Origin of the sequence: Pseudomonas putida (genome assembly GCF_025905425.1) — a bacterium.
Lineage (GTDB): Bacteria > Pseudomonadota > Gammaproteobacteria > Pseudomonadales > Pseudomonadaceae > Aquipseudomonas > Aquipseudomonas putida_AF.
Genome location: NZ_CP109603.1, coordinates 3,551,084 through 3,569,083, shown reverse-complemented (window position 1 = coordinate 3,569,083; position 18,000 = coordinate 3,551,084). Strand labels below are relative to the sequence as shown.

The following is an 18,000-nucleotide window of genomic DNA, read 5'->3' as shown; positions in this document are numbered from 1 at the left end:
CTCATCGGCAAGGTGTGCTCAGCCTTTGAGCAGGGTGAGCAGCAGGATCAGATTGCACAGCAGCGACAGCAGGGCCAGCGTGCGCCAGACTTTCAGGGGTTCGCGTTCGAGCAGGGGCCGGGGGCGGTGGGGTAGGTCCTGGCGGTCGCCGCGTTCGAGCAGCAGCAACCAGTGTTCGGCGGTTTCAAAGCGTTGCGCAGGGTCGGCCGCCACCGCTTGCTGCAGATTGCGTTGCAGCCATTCCGGCAGGTCGGGGCGATACCGCGAAGCATTGACCGGCTGGCCGAAGCGCGGTCGCTGAAACGGCTCGACTTCGCCATAGGGGTAGTGGCCGGTCAGCAGGTGGTAGAGCGTCACGCCGACAGCATAGAGGTCTTGCCGCGGGCTTGGGGGCTGGCCGTCGAAGGCTTCCGGGGCGATGAACGACGGCGTGCCGGGCAGCTCGTGCTGCGGGTCTTCGGACAGACCAGGGCAGTAAGCCAGGCCAAAGTCCAGCAGCCGCAATTGGCCATCGGTGCCCACGTGCAGGTTTTGGGGTTTGATGTCCCGGTGCAGCAAGTTGCGCCGATGCAGGGCGCCGACCGCCTGCAGCAGTTGCCGGGCCATTTCCAGCCACTGCGCCAAGGTTAGCGGCCCATGCTCTGCGAGCAGCGTTGCAAGGCTCTGACCAGGGTATTCGCGCATCACGTAGTACAGATGCTGGCGCTCTCTGGCGACGTGCAGCTCGGGGAAGTGCCGCCCTGCGACCCTGCGCAGGTACCATTCCTCCATCAGCAACGCTTGTGCGGCCCCCGGTTCCTGTTCGCGCGCGGCGGGCAGGGTCTTGAGCAGCCACGCCTGGCCTTGGCCATCGCGTACCCGGTACAGCAGGGATTGGCGACTGTTGGAGAGCAGCGTTTCGACCTGCCAGCCATCAATCGCCTGGCCCTCGCGCAGGGGGCCGGGCACAGGCCATTGTTGCAGCTGCGCCAGGGTATCGCCCAGGTTGGCCGGCCCCAGTTGTTCCACCTGCACCAGCAATGCGCTGGCGTTGTCCTGGCTGCCATTGAGATGGGCGCTGGCGACCAAGGTATCGGCGGCCAGCTGCAGGTCGGGCTGCTCTCGCAAGACCGACTCGATATGCCGGTCACCCAGGCTGGCCCAGACGCCGTCGCTCAAGAGCACGAAACACTCGCCCGCCTGCAGCTCGCCGTCCAGATAATCCACCAGCAGGTGCTGATCCAGGCCCAGTGCGCGCTTGAGTACATGCTGCATGCCAGGTTGGTCCCAGACATGGTCTTCGCTCAGGCACTGCAGACGGCCCTTGTGCCAGCGGTAGACGCGGCAGTCGCCAACATGCGCCAGGGTAAAACGCCTACCGCGCAGCACCAGTGCGCTGAGGGTGGTCAACAGCGGCTGGCCACTGCCCTGGGCGCGTAGCCAACGGTTCTGCGCCAGCAGTAGGCGATCCAGCGCCTGCGCCACGCTCCAGGTGGCGGGGGTGGCGTAGTAGTCCAGGGCCAGTGCCTGCAAGCTGGCCCGTGCTGCCAGGCCGCCATCGGCACATTGGCTGACGCCGTCGGCGAGGGCGAACAGGTAGCCTTTGCTGGCGGCCAGTTCCGGCGCAGGGGTAACCAGGCGTAGGGCATCCTGGTTTTCTGCGCGCGGCCCGGTGGCGCTGGCGTGGGCAAAGTTCAGTTGCAGGCTCATTGGCGTGCCTCAGACCCGCGCCGCAGTGACGGCGGCCGAGCCCCAGGTGGTGCGCCAGCGCTGCTTGACGCCGTGCAGGCCGAACCAGGCCAGCAAGCCGAGGCTGGCGAACAGCCACAAGCCCAACTGGTAGTCGCCGGTGTGCTGCTTGATGGTGCCAAGCCCGGCAGCCAGCAGGAAGCCGCCGATACCACCGGCCATGCCGATCAGCCCTGTCATCACGCCGATTTCCTGGCGAAAGCGTTGCGGTACCAGTTGGAACACGGCGCCGTTGCCGGCACCCAGGCCGAGCATGGCGCTGACGAACAGCGCCAGCGCAGCCGCCGCGCTGGGCAGGTTGAAGCCGACCGCGGCGATACACATGGCGGCCACGCTGTACATGCCCAACAGGGTGCGGATGCCGCCAAAGCGGTCGGCCAGGGCGCCGCCGAGCGGGCGCATCAGGCTACCGGCAAAAACGCAGGCGGCGGTGTAGTAGCCGGCGGTGACCGGGCTCAGGCCATACTGGTCGCTGAAGTAGCCGGGCAGGGCGCTGGCCAGGCCGATGAATCCGCCGAAGGTAACGCTGTAGAAGAACATGAACCACCAGCTGTCGCGGTCACCGAGGGCCTTGAGGTAGTCGGCCATGGCCTTGCGCTTGGGCCGCTCGGGCGCATTGCGCGCCAGCAGGGCGAACACCACCAGGGTCAGCGACAGCGGGATCAGGGCAAAACCGAACACGTTGTTCCAGCCAAAGCCCGCAGCCAGGGCGGGTGCCAGCAATGCCGCGAACACGGTGCTGGAGTTACCGGCACCGGCGATGCCCATGGCCTTGCCTTGGTGCTGCGGCGGGTACCACTGCGAAGCCAGCGGCAGCGAGACCGCGAACGAGGCACCAGCGAAGCCCAGGAACACGCCCAGCAGCAGGGCCTGCTCGTAGCTGTGCACGCCCAGGTACCAGGCGCCAGCAAGGGCAATGATGACCACGACCTGGCCGATCAGGCCGGCAGTCTTTGGCGAAAGGCGATCGACCAGCAGGCCCATGGCGAATCGCAATATCGCACCGGCCAGAATCGGCGTGGCCACCATCAGGCCCCGTTGCTGTGCACTCAACTGCAGGTCGGCCGCGATTTGCACCGCCAGCGGGCCGAGCAGGTACCAGACCATGAAGCTCAGGTCGAAATACAGGAACGCGGCGAACAGCGTGGGCACATGCCCGGATTTCCAGAAGCTGGTACTCATCGAACACCTCACTCGGCAATGCAACGGAACGAAAAAGACGCCGCTACCCGGTCCACGGCTGTGGAGGGGTGAGCGACGTCTTTGTCGGGGTTATGTGGGCAACCGCCGTTGGCTACCGGTGTGGTTTCTTCAGCAAGAGCTGGGCCAACTCGGGGTATGGGTTAACTCGCTCCCACATGGATTGCGACAGCCTTTTAGACTTTCCCTAGAGCTTCACCCCAGCATCTCGTGCATAGCGATGATCTGCTCGGCCACCTGGATCAGCTTCTGTTGGCGGCTCATGGCCTGGCGGCGCATCAGGGTGTAGGCCTGCTCTTCGTTGCAGTCCTTCATCTTCATCAGCAGGCCTTTGGCCTGTTCGATGCGCTTGCGCTCGGCCAGTTGCTGGTCGCGCGCCACCAGCTGCGCCTTGAGCGCCTGGTCGCTTTCGAAGCGGGCCATGGCCACATCCAGGATCGGCTGCAGCCGCGCGGCATGGATGCCCTCGACGATGTAGGCACTGACCCCCGCCTGGATAGCCTGGCGCATCACCCCCGGGTCATGCTCGTCGGTAAACAGCACGATGGGCCGGGGGCGGTCGCGGCTGACCAGCACCACTTGTTCCATCACGTCACGGTCCGGTGAGTCGGTATCGATCAACACGACGTCCGGATGCACCGTTTCGACGCAGGCGGGCAGGTCGATGGTCAGGCTCGGGGCTTCAATCACGTCAAAGCCTGCCTCGCTCAGGGCGGCCTTGAGCCGGCCCAGCTTGTTTTGTGTGTCGTCGATCAGCAGGATACGCAGCATGTTCATCCCCCTCACAGGCCAACGCGGGCTTCGGGTGTGTCGCCCAGCGCGTGCAGGCGGAAGCTGCGGGCATAGCCGTAGGGGTCGCTGCCGTCCCAACGTGTGCCGTCGATCAGCAGGCTGCTGCGCATCGACGGGTGGTGGCAAGGGATGCCGAGGGCATCCGCTGCTTCGCGATACAGCGCCAGTTGCTGGATCTGGCTGGCCACGCCAAGGTAGTCGGGGTCGTCACGCAGCAGGCCCCAGCGGCGGAACTGGGTCATGAACCACATGCCATCGGACAGGTACGGCATGTTCGCCTGGCCCTGATCGAACAGGCGCAGGGCATGGGGGTCTTGCCACTGGTTGCCCAGCCCATCCTGGTAGTCACCGAGCAAGCGTGGCTCGATATTGCCCACCGGCGTGTCCAGATAGGCGCTGCCGCTGAGCAGCTGCGCGGTGCTGCGGCGGTTCTGCGGGTTTTGTTCAATGAAGCGGCTGGCCGCCAGGATCGCCTTGATCAGGGCGCGGGCACTGTTGGGGTACTGCTCGGCGAAGGCGCGGGCGCAAGCGAGGACCTTCTCCGGGTGGTCTGGCCAGATCGACTGGCTGGTCGCCAGGGTAAAGCCCTGGCGGTTGGCGACGGCATCGGCCGCCCAGGGTTCGCCCACACAAAAGCCATCGATGCGGCCGGCCTGGATATGCGCGGCCATCTGCGCGGGCGGCACTACCACGCTGTCAACATCGCGCAGCGGGTGGATGCCTTGGCTCGCCAGCCAGTAGTACAACCACATGGCGTGGGTGCCTGTGGGGAAGGTCTGGGCAAAGGTCAGGCGTGCGCCATGCTGGTGCACCAGGCGCGCCAGTGCCTCAGGGCTGGTCACGCCCTTGCGTTGCAGGGCAGGGGAAAGGTTGATGGCCTGGGCATTTTGGTTCAGCCCCATGAGTACGGCCATGCCACTGGCCGGCACACCGCCGATGCCAAGATGCACGGCATAGGCCAGGCCGTACAGGCAGTGCGCGGCATCCAGTTCGCCGCTGACCAGTTTGTCGCGCAGACCCGCCCAGGCGCCTTGGCGACTGAGGTTGAGGGTAAGACCGTACTGCTGGGCAAAGCCCTGGGTGGCGGCGACCACGACCGAGGCGCAATCGGTGAGGGCCATGAAACCAATGTTCAGGCTGGGTTTCTCCGGCGCATCGCTGCCGTTGACCCAGGCCAGGGGCGTTGTTCGGGGTGCTGTGTTCACAAGGTTCCTCGCCCGTACTGAAAAGGCAGTGTGCGGTGAGCGAAGCAACGCATGTGCCAAGCAGCCCCAGGATTTACTGTCATGCCAGCCGTGCGCTGGCTATAATCGCCAGCTCATTCACCCCGAGCCTTGCCCGCCCATGTATACCCTGGCCCGCCAGCTGCTGTTCAAGCTTTCTCCGGAAACCTCCCACGACCTGTCGCTGGACCTGATTGGTGCCGGTGGCCGTCTTGGCCTCAATGGCATGCTGTGCAAGCAGCCGGCGGCCTTGCCGGTGTCGGTCATGGGCTTGAACTTCGCCAACCCGGTGGGCCTTGCCGCCGGCCTGGACAAGAATGGCGCGGCAATCGACGGCTTTGCGCAACTGGGCTTCGGCTTCGTCGAGATCGGTACTGTCACCCCACGCCCGCAACCGGGCAATCCCAAACCGCGGATTTTCCGTCTGCCTGAGGCGACGGCGATCATCAACCGCATGGGGTTCAACAACCTGGGTGTCGATCATCTGCTCAAGCGCGTGCGTGCTTCGCGCTACAACGGCGTGCTGGGCATCAACATCGGCAAGAACTTCGACACACCGGTCGAGCGTGCGGTCGATGACTACCTGATCTGCCTGGACAAGATCTATACCGATGCCACCTACATCACCGTCAACGTCAGCTCGCCGAACACGCCGGGCTTGCGCAGCCTGCAGTTTGGCGACTCGCTGAAGCAGTTGCTCGATGCCTTGGCCGAGCGCCGTGAGCAGTTGGCGGTGACGCATGGCAAGCGCGTGCCGTTGGCGATTAAGATCGCCCCGGACATGAACGACGAGGAAACCGCGCTGGTGGCTGCTGCGCTGATGGAATCGGGCATGGACGCGGTGATCGCCACTAACACCACGCTGAGCCGTGAAGGCGTCGAAGGCTTGCCTTATGGGGGCGAAGCCGGTGGTTTGTCGGGCGCGCCGGTGCTGGAAAAGAGCACGCACACCGTGAAGGTGCTGGCAGGTGAGCTGGGTGGCAAGCTGCCGATCATTGCTGCTGGTGGCATCACCGAGGGCCGCCACGCCGCCGAAAAAATCGCTGCGGGTGCCAGCCTGGTGCAGATTTACTCCGGCTTCATCTATAAAGGCCCTGCGTTGATCCGCGAGGCAGTGGATGCCATCGCCGCGATGCCAAGGTAACCGGCCATAAAAAAGGGCCCCATCAAGGGGCCCCTGGGCCTTCGCCCGCCGCCCGGATGGGGCGTGCATGGTAAATCGAATTCAGTGTCCTCGATCAGCCAACGGCGTGATTTTCGTTGAGTCTATGGATGCCAGCGGTGCCAGTCATGCCGTCCCAGTTATCACCGCGACCTTCACGCCAGCCGTTGATCCAGGCTTGGCGAACAGAAGGAAGATTGAAGGGGCAAAGTTCGCGGGATTTGCCGGTGACCCCGTATTGGTAGCCACGTGAATATGCTCTTTCCAACGGATCACGCTTAAGTCTTCTCATAGGGTGTTGCCCTCACTTGTTGACTGTAATGTCCCGTCGGCCTCTCCGAGGCCGGGCAGAGTCATTCTGCCGGTTTGCGCTCGCTGCCGGCGTCGCGAGCTGAAGGTGCCGCCTCGTTGCGAAGCGGCCTGAGACCAGTTCTAACGAATGCAAGTCACGGTGTGAATGATCGATTTGTCATAAGCACGTAACCTTTCCAAGGGTGTAGTGATAAGTAAATAAATGCGACTCAACCTTATTTGGCCTTGAGCCCGCTATGATCGGGGTTTGCCGATCATTGACGTCATTTCGCCAGCGTTGCTGAGCCGTGACAGAAATATTTTGAAATGCGACGAAGGGTCACATCGGTTCCTGAATCGCTCGAATTTTTAATACTGCCTGATGATCTAAGCTGTCTTTGCCCCTGGCGAAGTGCTGATCGGTCAGGCGGCCCGGTCGTTCTGCTACGCGGTTGCGCGCAGGGGAAGGCCACTCGGACGCCTGCTGGAAGGGTGTTCGGGCAAACATCGCGGGGTGATGCGTCGCCTCGTCAGTCAAATAGCCCAAGGCTCTGGAATACTCATGTCGGACCGTTTCGAACTTTATCTTACCTGCCCCAAAGGCCTGGAAGGCCTGCTCGCCGAAGAGGCCAAGGGCCTCGGCCTCGATGAGGTGCGCGAGCACACCTCGGCCATTCGCGGCGCCGCCGACATGGAAACCGCCTACCGCCTGTGCCTCTGGTCGCGCCTGGCCAACCGGGTGCTGCTGGTGCTCAAGCGCTTCAACATGAAGAACGCCGACGACCTCTACGACGGCGTGAACGCGGTTGACTGGGCTGACCACCTGGCTGCCGACGGCACCCTCGCGGTAGAGTTCAGCGGCCACGGCTCGGGCATCGACAACACCCATTTCGGTGCGCTCAAGGTCAAGGACGCCATTGTCGACAAGCTGCGCAACCGTGAAGGCCTGCGCCCGTCGGTGGAGAAGATCGACCCGGACGTACGCGTGCACCTGCGCCTGGACCGTGGCGAGGCGATTCTCTCGCTCGACCTCTCCGGCCACAGCCTGCACCAACGCGGCTACCGCTTGCAGCAAGGCGCCGCGCCGCTCAAGGAAAACCTCGCGGCAGCCGTACTGATTCGCGCCGGATGGCCACGCATCGCTGCCGAAGGCGGCGCGCTGGCTGACCCGATGTGCGGTGTGGGTACCTTCCTGGTCGAAGCCGCGATGATTGCCGCGGATATCGCGCCCAACCTCAAGCGCGAGCGCTGGGGCTTCAGCGCCTGGCTTGGCCATGTGCCGGCACTGTGGCGCAAGGTTCATGACGAGGGGCAAGCACGCGCGCAGGCCGGCCTGGCTAAGCCACCGCTGTGGATTCGCGGCTACGAGGCCGACCCACGGCTGATCCAGCCGGGGCGCAACAACGTCGAGCGTGCCGGCCTGAGCGACTGGGTGAAGATTTACCAGGGTGAAGTCAGCACCTTCGAGCCACGGCCTGACCAGAACCAGAAAGGCCTGGTCATCAGCAACCCGCCTTACGGCGAGCGTCTGGGCGACGAAGCCAGCTTGCTGTACCTCTACCAGAACCTTGGCGAGCGTCTGCGCCAGGCGTGCATGGGCTGGGAAGCGGCGGTGTTCACCGGGGCGCCGGAGCTGGGCAAGCGCATGGGCATTCGTAGCCACAAGCAATACGCTTTCTGGAACGGTGCGCTGCCGTGCAAGCTGCTGTTGTTCAAGGTGCAGCCCGACCAGTTCGTCACCGGCGAGCGTCGCGATGCGCAGTCTGAAAACACCGATGCCCGGCGCCAGGAGCCGCAGGCAAGTGAACCCGCGCGCCTGTCGGAAGGTGCGCAGATGTTCGCCAATCGTCTGCAAAAAAACCTCAAGCAGCTGGGCAAGTGGGCGCGTCGCGAGCAGGTCGATTGCTACCGTCTGTACGATGCCGACATGCCTGAGTACGCCCTGGCGGTAGACCTCTACCACGACTGGGTGCATGTGCAGGAATACGCGGCGCCCCGTACGATCGACCCGGAAAAGGCCCAGGCGCGTCTGCTCGATGCATTGGCAGCGATTCCACAGGCCCTGGGCATTTCGCCTCAGCGTGTGGTGCTCAAACGCCGGGAGCGCCAGAGCGGCACCCGCCAGTATGAGCGCCAGGCCACCGAAGGGCGCTTCCAGGAAGTCAACGAAGGCGGCGTCAAGCTGCTGGTCAACCTCACCGACTATCTGGACACCGGCCTGTTCCTCGACCATCGCCCGATGCGCATGCGCATCCAGCGCGAGGCCGCCGGCAAGCGCTTCCTCAACCTGTTCTGCTACACCGCCACCGCCACCGTGCATGCGGCCAAGGGCGGTGCGCGCAGCACCACCAGCGTCGACTTGTCGAAAACCTACCTGGACTGGGCGCGGCGCAACCTGTCGCTCAACGGTTTTTCTGAGCGTAACCGCCTGGAGCAGGGCGATGTGATGGCCTGGCTGGAAGCCAACCGTGACAGCTACGACATGATCTTCATCGACCCGCCGACCTTCTCCAACTCCAAGCGTATGGAAGGTGTGTTCGATGTGCAGCGTGACCATGTGCAGTTGCTCGATCTGGCGATGGCACGCCTGGAGCCAGGTGGCGTGCTGTATTTCTCCAACAACTTCCGTAAGTTCCAGCTCGATGAGCACCTGATGGCGCGTTACGCGGTGGAGGAAATCACCGCCCAGACACTGGACCCGGACTTTGCCCGCAACAACCGCATCCACCGCGCATGGCGCCTGCAATTGCGCTGAAGCGACGAGGTGCATTGCGCGGCTAATGGCCAATAGCTATAACTGAGGCCAGGGCAAGATAATCCGCAGGACGCTGACGTGACGAGATGGTGTTATGTCCAAGTTTGGCGTACGTGCGAGGTTTCTTGGCCTGTGCCCGGAAGGGGTGTCCGCCTGGGCCGTGGCGCTGGTGGCCCTGGTGGCCGGTGGCCTGCTGTCGGCCGTCCTGGCCCTGGCCGCGCATTCGCTCCACAAGCAGCAACTGCGCCAGCGCTTCGAGCTGTTGGCCAGCGAGCGCTACAGCCGCATCGCAGAGCGTTTTGACGATCAGCAGCAGCGCCTGGAAGGGCTGCGGCGGTTTTTCAGCTTTTCCAACGAAGTGACTCCCCACGAATTCGATGGCTATGCACGGCCGCTGCTGCACCGCACCCTGGCTTATGCCTGGGCGCCGCGTGTAGAGGCTGCGCAGCGGGCCGAGTTCGAGCACCGCACCACGGCCTGGCGGGGCCAGGACTATGTGATCGGTGATCAGGATGCACAGGGCAACTGGCAGCCGGCACCGCCGCGTGATCATTACTTTCCAGTGCTCTACACCCAGTCGGACGAACAGCCGGCGCTACCTTACGGGCTTGACCTGGCTGGCCAGCGTGCGCTGCAAGCGACCCTGGCGCGGGCGTTGGAGCCTGGCAGCATGGCGGTGTCCGAACCGCTGGACATGATCGGCGACAGGGCTGGGCGGCCGGCCGCTGACGGGCGCGGCCTGCTGATGGTTGCACCGGTGTTCTCCGACGCCGCCCCCCACGGCGCTGCGGTGGGCTATGTGATGGCGTTGCTCAACCTGCGCGAGCTCATCAGCGACGGCTTGCCGGCGCCGGCCGACGACAATCTGGTCGTGCGTATCGAAGACCCGTCCGGGCTGAATGGGCCTGAAGTCGTGTTCGCGTCACAGAACGACGCCGCCCCCCTGGCGCTGGCCCGCAGTCAGTTGCTGCACTTGGCCGACCACCCTTTCCAGTTGCTTGTCAGGCCGAGCCTGGCCTTCGTGAAGGCCAACCGGTCCTCGGCGGCACGGGTGGTCGCGCTGTTGGGCGGGCTGTTGAGCCTGCTGCTCAGTGCCTTGCTCTACAGCCTGTTCAGCCAGCGCCAGCGCGCCTTGACCCTGGTCGAGCAGCGCACTGCCGAACTGCTGGTCAGCGAGCAAACCCTGCGTGGCACCCACAACCAGTTGCGCAGCGTGCTTGAGGCCGCGACCCAGGTGGCTATCATCGCCACCAACCTCAAGGGGGTCGTCAGCACTTTCAATACCGGTGCCGAGCGCATGCTCGGCTACTCGGCCAGCGAGGCGATCGGCCATTTGCGCCTTGAGGACCTGGTACTGCCCCAGGAGCTCAGCCAGCGCGCCCATGCCCTGAGCCTGCGTTACGGTCGTCACATTGCCGGTGGCCAGGCGATGTTTGCCGAAACGGTGCAGGAAAGCGGTGCCGAACCTGGCGAGTGGACCTTGCTGCGCACCGATGGCAGCCACCTGGTGGCCAACATGCTGGTCACGGCCATGCTCGATGAACAAGGCTTGTGGGTTGGCTACCTGGCCATCTGCATCGATGTCACTGAACGGCGGCGGGTGCATGAGGCGCTGGCGGCGCGTGACCGGCTGCTGGAGAAACTCAGTGCCGAGGTCCCGGGTGGCATCTATCAGTACCGTCTGGATGCCAATGGTGACTCATGCTTCCCATATGCCAGCAAAGGGCTTTATGACATCTACGAGGTCGACCTGCAGCAGTTGCGCGAGGACGCCACGGTGGTGTTCGAGCGTATCCATGCTGATGACCTGGACCGCGTACGCCGCTCTGTGCGCTACTCGGCCGAACACCTCACGCCCTGGCGCGAGGAGTATCGGGTCTGCCTGCCGCGTGCGGGCTTGCGCTGGGTGCGCGGCGAGGCGACGCCGGAGGTCGGCGAGGCGGGATGTACCCTGTGGCATGGTTATCTGACCGACATCTCCGACCTCAAGGGGGTGGAGGAGGAGTTGCGCGCCCTGTCGGTGACCGACGCCCTTACCGGCATCCATAACCGGCGCTATTTCCAGGAACGGCTCAAGGTCGAGCTGGATCGCGCCCAGCGCGAAGACCTGGCACTGGCCGTGATCATGCTCGATATCGATCATTTCAAGCGCATCAACGACCAGTTCGGCCATGCGGTGGGTGACCTGGTGCTGCGTAGCCTGTGCCAGCGCATCGGCCATCGCCTTAGGCGAACCGACGTGTTCTGCCGATTGGGCGGGGAGGAGTTCATGGTGCTGTGCCCAGGGAGCGATGCCGAACAGGCGCGATTGCTGGCGCTTGAGCTGTGGCAAAGCGTGCGCAACGTCCCGATCGAGGGCGTAGGCGAGGTGACGGCGAGCTTTGGTGTGGCGGGCTGGCGGCCAGGGGAGGGGGCCGATGCGTTGCTGCTGCGGGCGGATGCTGGGGTGTATGCGGCCAAGCAGGCAGGACGGGACCGCGTCGAGGCCGAGTTGACCTGAGCGCCAATTCGGCACGGACCTTGTGGGAGCGGGCTTGCCCGCGAAGCAGGCGCCGCGGTGGCTGGCACGGGCTTCGCCCGTGTTCGCGGGCAAGCCCGCTCCCACAAAAATTGCGTCAGTTTTTAGAAGCTGGCGAGACAGTTGGTCCCACAGTAAGCGTGCTGAAACTCTCAGCCTGCACAGCAATCACTGTGCGGCGGCCGCAGTGCTCGCGCCCAGTTTCGGCTGGCGGTACAGGTCCAGCAACACCTGGTCAAGCACCTGCGATGCCCCCCACGGTTTCGGGTCGTTGAGAATCGCCGCTACTGCCCAGGTATGCCCGTTGCTGTCGCGGCTGAAGCCGGCGATGGCCCGCACGGTGTTCAGGGTGCCGGTCTTGATGTGCCCTTCACCGGTCATGGCCGTGCGTTTCAGGCGCTTGCGCATGGTGCCGTCCATGCCCACCAGCGGCATGGAGCTGATGAACTCGGCGGAGTAGGGGCTCTTCCAGGCTGCCTGGAGCAGCGCCGCCATCTCACGGGTGCTGACGCGCTCGGCGCGCGACAGGCCGGAGCCGTTTTCCATCACCAGGTGAGGCGCCGTGATGCCCTTTTTCGCCAACCACTGCCGAACGACGCGTTGCGCCGCACGGGCATCATCGCCATCGGCATCGGTACGGAACTGCGCACCCAGGCTGAGGAACAGCTGCTGGGCCATGGTGTTGTTGCTGTACTTGTTGATGTCGCGGATCACTTCCACCAGGTCGGGCGAGAAAGCCCTTGCCAGCAGGCGTGCGCGCTTGGGCACGTTTTCGATGCGGTCGTTGCCTTGGATGCTGCCACCGAGCTCGTTCCAGATCGCCCGCACGGCACCGGCGGCGTAGGTCGGGTGATCAAGCAGCGACAGGTAGGTTTGCGAGTTGCAGCCATCACCGAGCTGGCCGCTGACCACCACGCTGACACCATCGGCCTGTTGCACAGGGTTGTAGCGTACGTCACCGGTGCACTGCTTGGACGCCACGGCCTTGATCTGGTTGTCGATGCGGATGTTGGCAATCGGCGGTTCGACCGCGATGGTCACCTTGCCGCCGTCGTTGCGGGCAACGAAGCGCAGTGCCTTGAGGTTGACCAGCAGCGAATCGGGCTTGACCAGGAACGGCTTGTTGACGTCGCCGCCGTCATCGTTGAACTGCGGCAGGTTGGGCTGCACGAAGTGGCTGCGGTCCAGCACCAGGTCGCCGGTGATGGTGCGCACGCCGTTGGCGCGCAGGTCACGCATCAGCAACCACAGTTTTTCCATGTTCAGTTTCGGGTCGCCGCCACCTTTGAGGTACAGGTTGCCGTTGAGCACACCGTTGCTCAGGGTGCCGTCGGTGTAGAACTCGGTTTTCCACTGGAATGTCGGGCCGAGCAGCTCAAGGGCGGCGTACGTGGTGACCAGCTTCATGGTCGAGGCCGGGTTCACCGAGACATCGGCGTTGAACACGGTCGCCGCGCCTGGCCCATCCAGCGGCAGCATCACCAGCGACAGCGCGGTGTCCTGCAGCTTGTTGGCTTTGAGTGCCTGCTGCACCTTGGGGGGCAGGCTGGTACTGACGGCGGCGGCCTGGCTGGGCAGGGCGAAGGGCAGGAGCAGGCCGGCGAGAACGAGGGGACGGAGCGTTTTGATCATATTCAGTAAGTACCCTGCGGCGAGGGAAAAGGACATTGGGGCTGTAAGAGATGATGGCCCCAGAACGAAATAGAACGCGCATTATGCCCCAAGCGCAGCCACGATGGGCCACGTTCGACGGAAAACGCCGCCAACAAAAAAGGCCACCCCAAAGGGTGGCCTTTTCAGCGTTCAAACCGCTGGGTACCGCGCAGGTATCACTTAGCCGCGTTGATCGGCGTGCCCGGATACCAGGCGTCGAGCAGCGGGCTGACTTCGATCTTGGTCAGTTCGCCACGGCCCTTGAGCCAGGCTTCGACGGCAGCACGTTGTTCTTCGCTGACCGAACCACGCTCGGCCGAGCACACCAGGCCGAAATCGTCACCGCCGACGTAGTCGAGGCCGTTGGCGTCCATGGCTTCTTCCAGGAAGGCATCGAGGAATGCATCGATTGCCTGGTCATCCAGATCTTCCTTGAAGTCCAGGTTCAGCTCGAAGCCCAATTCCTGGAACTCGTCGACACACAGCTTTTTGCGCAGGCGACGGGAGCGGTTAGTGGCCATGAAACAATCCTCTTAGGTAATATCGCCGCGCAGTCTACCAGCTTCGGCGTTTGGCTGCCTGCCTGTGTCACGCTTTTACCAGCTGTAGCTGACTTCGGCCACGGCCGAACGCCCCTCGCCCATGTTGCAGGCCAGCGAGAAGAAGCACGACGCCACGTAGTACTTGTCGGTGAGGTTCTTCAGGTTGAGGCTGGCCTTCACCCCCCGCAGGCTGGCATCGAGGTGGCCCAGGTCATAGCGCACGGCGGCATCGTAGAGGGTGTACGAGGGCACCTTGAAGGTGTTCATGCTGTCGCCATAACTGAACCCGGTGTAACGCACCCCCACGCCAATGCTCAGGCCCTGTAGCGGGTCGAAGGGCACACTGTAGTCGGCCCAGGCCGAGGCCAACCGGGCAGGTATCTTGAACGGGTGCTTGCCTTCATCGCCGGCATTGCTCTGGGTGACTTCCACATCGCTGTAGGAAAGTGAGCCCGTCAGCTTGAGCTGTTCGGCAACCGTGGTGATGGCTTCGAGTTCGACCCCACGCGAGCGGGTTTCGCCAGTCTGGATGCTGTAGTTGAGGTTTTGCGCATCGGGAGTGGTGGCGTTCTGCTTGCGCAGGTCATAGACCGACAGGGTGACCTGGGTGTCGCTGCCGGGCGGTTGGTAGCGCACGCCTGCCTCGTACTGTTTGGCGGTTTCCGGATCGAACGGTTTGCTGCCGCGTGCGGGTGAGGTGCTACCGCTCACCGGGTTGAACGACTCGGAGTAGCTGACATAGGGCGCCAGGCCGTTATCGAACAGATAGACCAGGCCGGCCCGGCCAGTGAAGGCATCCCAGTCCTGGTCGGCAGTTTCCTGGCCGGTCCAGCGATCGGTAGTTCGGGTTCTGGCCCGGTCCTGACGGCCACCGAGGGTCAGCACCCATTGCTGGTACTTGATCTGGTCCTGGAAGTAATAGCCCAGTTGGGTGGTGCGCTGCCGGGTGTTGACCCATGCCGTATAGGCCGAGGTGTCCACCGGCGCGCCGTAGGCCGGGTCGAACACGTTGATCGGGGTGGCGGCGCCCCATTTTTCGTTGCGCGTCGATTTGCTCCAGCTGTAGTCCATGCCAAGCAAAGCCGTGTGCTCCACCGGGCCGGTGCTAAAACGGGCCTGCACCTGGTTGTCCAATGCCAGGTGGTCACCGTAGGCGTGGCGAAGCTGGTAGTTGCGGTTGATCGAGGCGTTGGGCACGCCATCGCTGCCTGTCACCAGGCCACTGACCCGCGCCAGGTAGTTTTCCTGGTTGTCGTAGGTGCTGTAGCGGGCGTTCTGGCGGAACGTCCAGACCTCGTCGAAGTCATGCCTGAACTCGTAACCCAGCGAGCTGCTCTCGACTTCTTCGAAGTCGAAGGACGGTTCGCCGATAAAACGCTCCATGGGCACCCGTCCGTAGGGGCTGCTGCCGTTGACCGCCGCCCATGGGATGTTGCTGGGTGCCAGGGCCTTGTTCTTCTGATAGGCCGCCAGCAGGGTCAGGCTGGTGGCCTCGTCGGGTTTCCAGGTCAGGCTGGGCGCGACGTAGGTGCGGTCGTCGTCGGTGTGGTCGTATACCCCGTCTGCTTCGCGGCCGAGGGCGACGAAGCGGTAGCTCAGGGTGTCGTTCAGCGGGCCGCTGCTGTCGAATGTCAGCTGGCGGCGATGGCCGCTGCCGATTGACGCACCGACTTCGCCGCGGGCATGGTCGGTCGGACGCTTGGACACCGTGTTGACCAGCCCGCCGGGTTCGCTCTGGCCGTAGAGGATCGATGTTGGCCCCTTGAGCACTTCCACGCGTTCCAGGCCGTAGGGTTCTTCGGCAAACATGCCGAAAAAGCCCAGCGGGCGCAGGCGCAGGCCATCCTTGTAGGTAAAGGACACCGCATAGCCGCGCAGGAAGATATTGTCAGCGGCATTGTTGGCGCCACCTGAGTCGGAGCGTACCCCCGAGGTATAGCGCAAGGCTTCGTCCAGGCGTTGCACGCCCATGTCGTCGAGGCGTTCGCGGGTGACCACGGAGATGGCCTGGGGTGCTTCGAGGAAGTCGCTGTCGGTCTTGGTCGCGGTGCTGGTGCGTCGTGCAATGTAGCCGTCGCCCGGCCCAAGCGGATCATCGCGGTAATCATTGGCTTGGATGCTGGTGGCATCGAGTTCGAGTGCACCGCTGTTGCCCGTGCGGGCCAGCAGCCGATAACGCCCTGCGCCCGTCATGATGGCTTCGAGGCCTGTGCCGTGCAGCAGTAGCGACAGGCCCTGGGTGACGGGGTAGGTGCCTTGCAGGCCTGGGCTGCGCAAGCCCTGCGACAGCTGCGAGTCGACCGCGACCATGACCCCGGCCTGCTGGCCAAACTGCCCCAGTGCGCTGTCCAGCCTGCCGGCCGGGATATCGAAGGCACGTGCCGCACTGTGCTCGGCCGTGGGTTCGGCAGCCAAAAGCGCGGGCGTGACGGCGGCCAGTGCGAACCCGAGCAGCAAAGGGCGCAGGGCAGCGGCGAGTGGGGTGAGGTGGCTTTGCATCGGGACAATCCTTGGCGGCTAGAGTTTGGCTTCACGCTGTGCAGTCAGCGCCTTACTCTTGTCTTGATGCGTGAGGGAGCAAAAGCTGCCTGTAGCCGTGAAAAAATCATGCAGGCAGTACATTGGCCCAGTAGCCGAAGACCTTGTGCACCCGTACCGGCAGCACCTTGGTCAGCAGGCTCAGGCTGGCGTCTGGCTGATCGATAGAGAATGCGCCGCTGACCTGCAACGCCGCGATGGCGGGGTCGCAGCGCAGAAAGCCTGTGCGGTAACGGTCGAGCTCGGCCAGCAGTTTGCCAAGGGGCATGCGCTCGGCAATCAGCAAGCCCTGCGTCCAGGCGCTGGCTGCTGCCGGAAGCGGCAGCAGAGGGCCAGCCTGGATTGCATCGAAGGCTTGCTGCCAGCCGCCGCTGAGCTCGAAACGTTCACCGTGTACCTGTTCAACCAGGGCCGCGCCGCTAAGCAACTGGACGCGGGTGCCGGGTGTGCCGGGCAGGCCGTGGCTGACGATCAGTCGTGACCCTGCCGAAGGAAGTACATGTGCTTCGGCTGTACGGATGCGTACGTGCGTCGGGGCGCTAAGTTCCACCAGTACGCGCCCACTGTTGAGGGTCAACAAGCGACCATTGGCGACGGCATCGCTGTCCAGCGCAGTGCGCGTGTCGAGTTGCACGTCCAGCCCCTCACCGAGCGCCCAACTGCGCCGTTCGCCGGTGCCAGTGCCGTAGTCGCTGAGCAGTGTTGGCAGCAGGCTGCGCTGGTGTATCGCGTGGCTGCTGGCCACGACCACTGCGACCCCGGCCATGCCCTTGAGCACACCGCGTCTGGACATCCGGGTACGCGCCTGTAGCAACTGCCGTGCGTCAGGCGCTGACAGTGCGCCGGTGCTTTCGCGCAGGCCCTGGCCAATACCGCTCAAGCGTTGCCAGGCCCTCTCGTGCTCGGTGTTCTCCTGGCGCCAGTGCAGGCAGGCCGTGCGCTCGCTGTCGGTGCTCAGGCCAGACTGCAGACGCACCATCCACAGCATGGCTTGCTCGACCACTTCGGGGTCGAGCTTTTGGGCATCGCTGGGGGGTGGGGTCATTGGTCGTACACTGCGGCGTAACAGTGTCGATAAGCCTTGAGCATGGCTTTCTGCACGACATTGACGGTCAGCCCCAGGTGTTCGGCGATCTGCGGGTAGGTCCAGCCATCGAGCTGGGAGAGCAGGAAAATGTCCCGCACCTTGCTGCCGAGGCCATCCAGCACCTGGCCCACGGCGTCGAGGGCTTCGAGTACCAGCAGACGGGTTTCCTCGTCGGGCTGATGCTGCGGTTCCAGCAGGGCCAGGCTGCCAAGGTAGGCCCGTTCCAGTGCTTGTCGACGAAAATACTGAATGCACAGCCGGTTTGCCACCGTGCCCAGGTAAGCTCTGGGTTCGTGCAACAGTGAGGGCAACTCGCTGCGCAACAACCTGACGAAGGTATCCTGGGCCATGTCCAGCGCCTGTTCACGGTTGCCCAGCTTGCGCCGGAGCATGCCGACCACCCAGCCATGGTGCTGGACATAGAGCTCACCGATGTCGTGTGGGCGGGGCATGTGCGGGTACTCACGAGGGGTGAAAGTGCCAGCATGCTAATGCTTCTCATTAAAAAAGC

General features: G+C 64.0%; 13 protein-coding genes. 3 read left to right on the top strand and 10 right to left on the bottom strand.

All coding sequences use genetic code 11. From position 1 onward, the window contains the following. Positions 1–18 precede the first annotated feature (18 nt). From OGV19_RS15875 to OGV19_RS15860, 4 genes are all read right to left on the bottom strand, one after another. A complete protein-coding gene (locus tag OGV19_RS15875) occupies positions 19–1,689 on the bottom strand; it encodes a bifunctional protein-serine/threonine kinase/phosphatase (RefSeq protein WP_264309627.1) in 1,671 nt (556 codons plus the stop codon). 9 nt (positions 1,690–1,698) lie between these two features. Continuing rightward, positions 1,699–2,910 carry a nitrate/nitrite transporter gene (locus tag OGV19_RS15870; RefSeq protein ID WP_264309626.1) on the bottom strand — a complete coding sequence of 404 codons (1,212 nt, stop codon included), beginning with the start codon at positions 2,908–2,910 and terminating at the stop codon, positions 1,699–1,701. Between the two features lie 213 nt (positions 2,911–3,123). Beyond that, complete coding sequence (locus OGV19_RS15865) at positions 3,124–3,699, bottom strand: ANTAR domain-containing response regulator (RefSeq protein ID WP_264309625.1); 576 nt, start codon at positions 3,697–3,699, stop codon at positions 3,124–3,126. Between the two features lie 11 nt (positions 3,700–3,710). Next, entirely contained in the window at positions 3,711–4,925 is a 1,215-nt protein-coding gene (locus OGV19_RS15860) for a CmpA/NrtA family ABC transporter substrate-binding protein (RefSeq protein WP_264309624.1), read from the bottom strand. A 139-nt stretch (positions 4,926–5,064) separates the two neighbouring features. Between OGV19_RS15860 and OGV19_RS15855 the strand changes: the two genes are divergently transcribed. Continuing rightward, a complete protein-coding gene (locus tag OGV19_RS15855; RefSeq protein WP_264309623.1) occupies positions 5,065–6,087 on the top strand; it encodes a quinone-dependent dihydroorotate dehydrogenase in 1,023 nt (340 codons plus the stop codon). A 94-nt stretch (positions 6,088–6,181) separates the two neighbouring features. On the opposite strand, the gene rmf is transcribed toward OGV19_RS15855, so the two are convergent. Further along, entirely contained in the window at positions 6,182–6,397 is a 216-nt protein-coding gene (rmf, locus tag OGV19_RS15850) for a ribosome modulation factor (RefSeq protein WP_003248687.1), read from the bottom strand. A gap of 561 nt (positions 6,398–6,958) precedes the next feature. Here rmf and rlmKL point away from each other — a divergent pair. Together rlmKL and OGV19_RS15840 are read left to right on the top strand one after the other, a co-directional pair. Then, the gene (rlmKL, locus tag OGV19_RS15845; RefSeq protein WP_264309622.1) at positions 6,959–9,151 is read left to right on the top strand and encodes a bifunctional 23S rRNA (guanine(2069)-N(7))-methyltransferase RlmK/23S rRNA (guanine(2445)-N(2))-methyltransferase RlmL; all 2,193 of its coding nucleotides are present in this window, start codon (positions 6,959–6,961) and stop codon (positions 9,149–9,151) included. A 94-nt stretch (positions 9,152–9,245) separates the two neighbouring features. Next, positions 9,246–11,651: a sensor domain-containing diguanylate cyclase gene (locus tag OGV19_RS15840; protein ID WP_264309621.1), complete on the top strand. Its 2,406-nt coding sequence runs from the start codon at positions 9,246–9,248 to the stop codon at positions 11,649–11,651. A 186-nt stretch (positions 11,652–11,837) separates the two neighbouring features. Here OGV19_RS15840 and dacB read toward each other — a convergent pair whose 3' ends face one another. From dacB to OGV19_RS15815, 5 genes are all read right to left on the bottom strand, one after another. Further along, positions 11,838–13,301, bottom strand: coding sequence for a D-alanyl-D-alanine carboxypeptidase/D-alanyl-D-alanine endopeptidase (dacB, locus tag OGV19_RS15835; RefSeq protein WP_264309620.1), 1,464 nt, complete (start codon positions 13,299–13,301; stop codon positions 11,838–11,840). Between the two features lie 197 nt (positions 13,302–13,498). Next, positions 13,499–13,843 carry a YggL family protein gene (locus OGV19_RS15830; protein ID WP_264309619.1) on the bottom strand — a complete coding sequence of 115 codons (345 nt, stop codon included), beginning with the start codon at positions 13,841–13,843 and terminating at the stop codon, positions 13,499–13,501. Positions 13,844–13,918: 75 nt separating this feature from the next. Beyond that, the gene (locus OGV19_RS15825; protein ID WP_264309618.1) at positions 13,919–16,363 is read right to left on the bottom strand and encodes a TonB-dependent siderophore receptor; all 2,445 of its coding nucleotides are present in this window, start codon (positions 16,361–16,363) and stop codon (positions 13,919–13,921) included. Positions 16,364–16,469: 106 nt separating this feature from the next. Beyond that, positions 16,470–17,447, bottom strand: coding sequence for a DUF4880 domain-containing protein (locus OGV19_RS15820; RefSeq protein ID WP_264309617.1), 978 nt, complete (start codon positions 17,445–17,447; stop codon positions 16,470–16,472). Beyond that, positions 17,444–17,941, bottom strand: a complete 498-nt coding sequence (locus OGV19_RS15815; protein WP_264309616.1) for a sigma-70 family RNA polymerase sigma factor — start codon at positions 17,939–17,941, stop codon at positions 17,444–17,446. Before OGV19_RS15815 ends, OGV19_RS15820 begins: the two co-directional genes overlap by 4 nt. Positions 17,942–18,000: the final 59 nt, after the last annotated feature.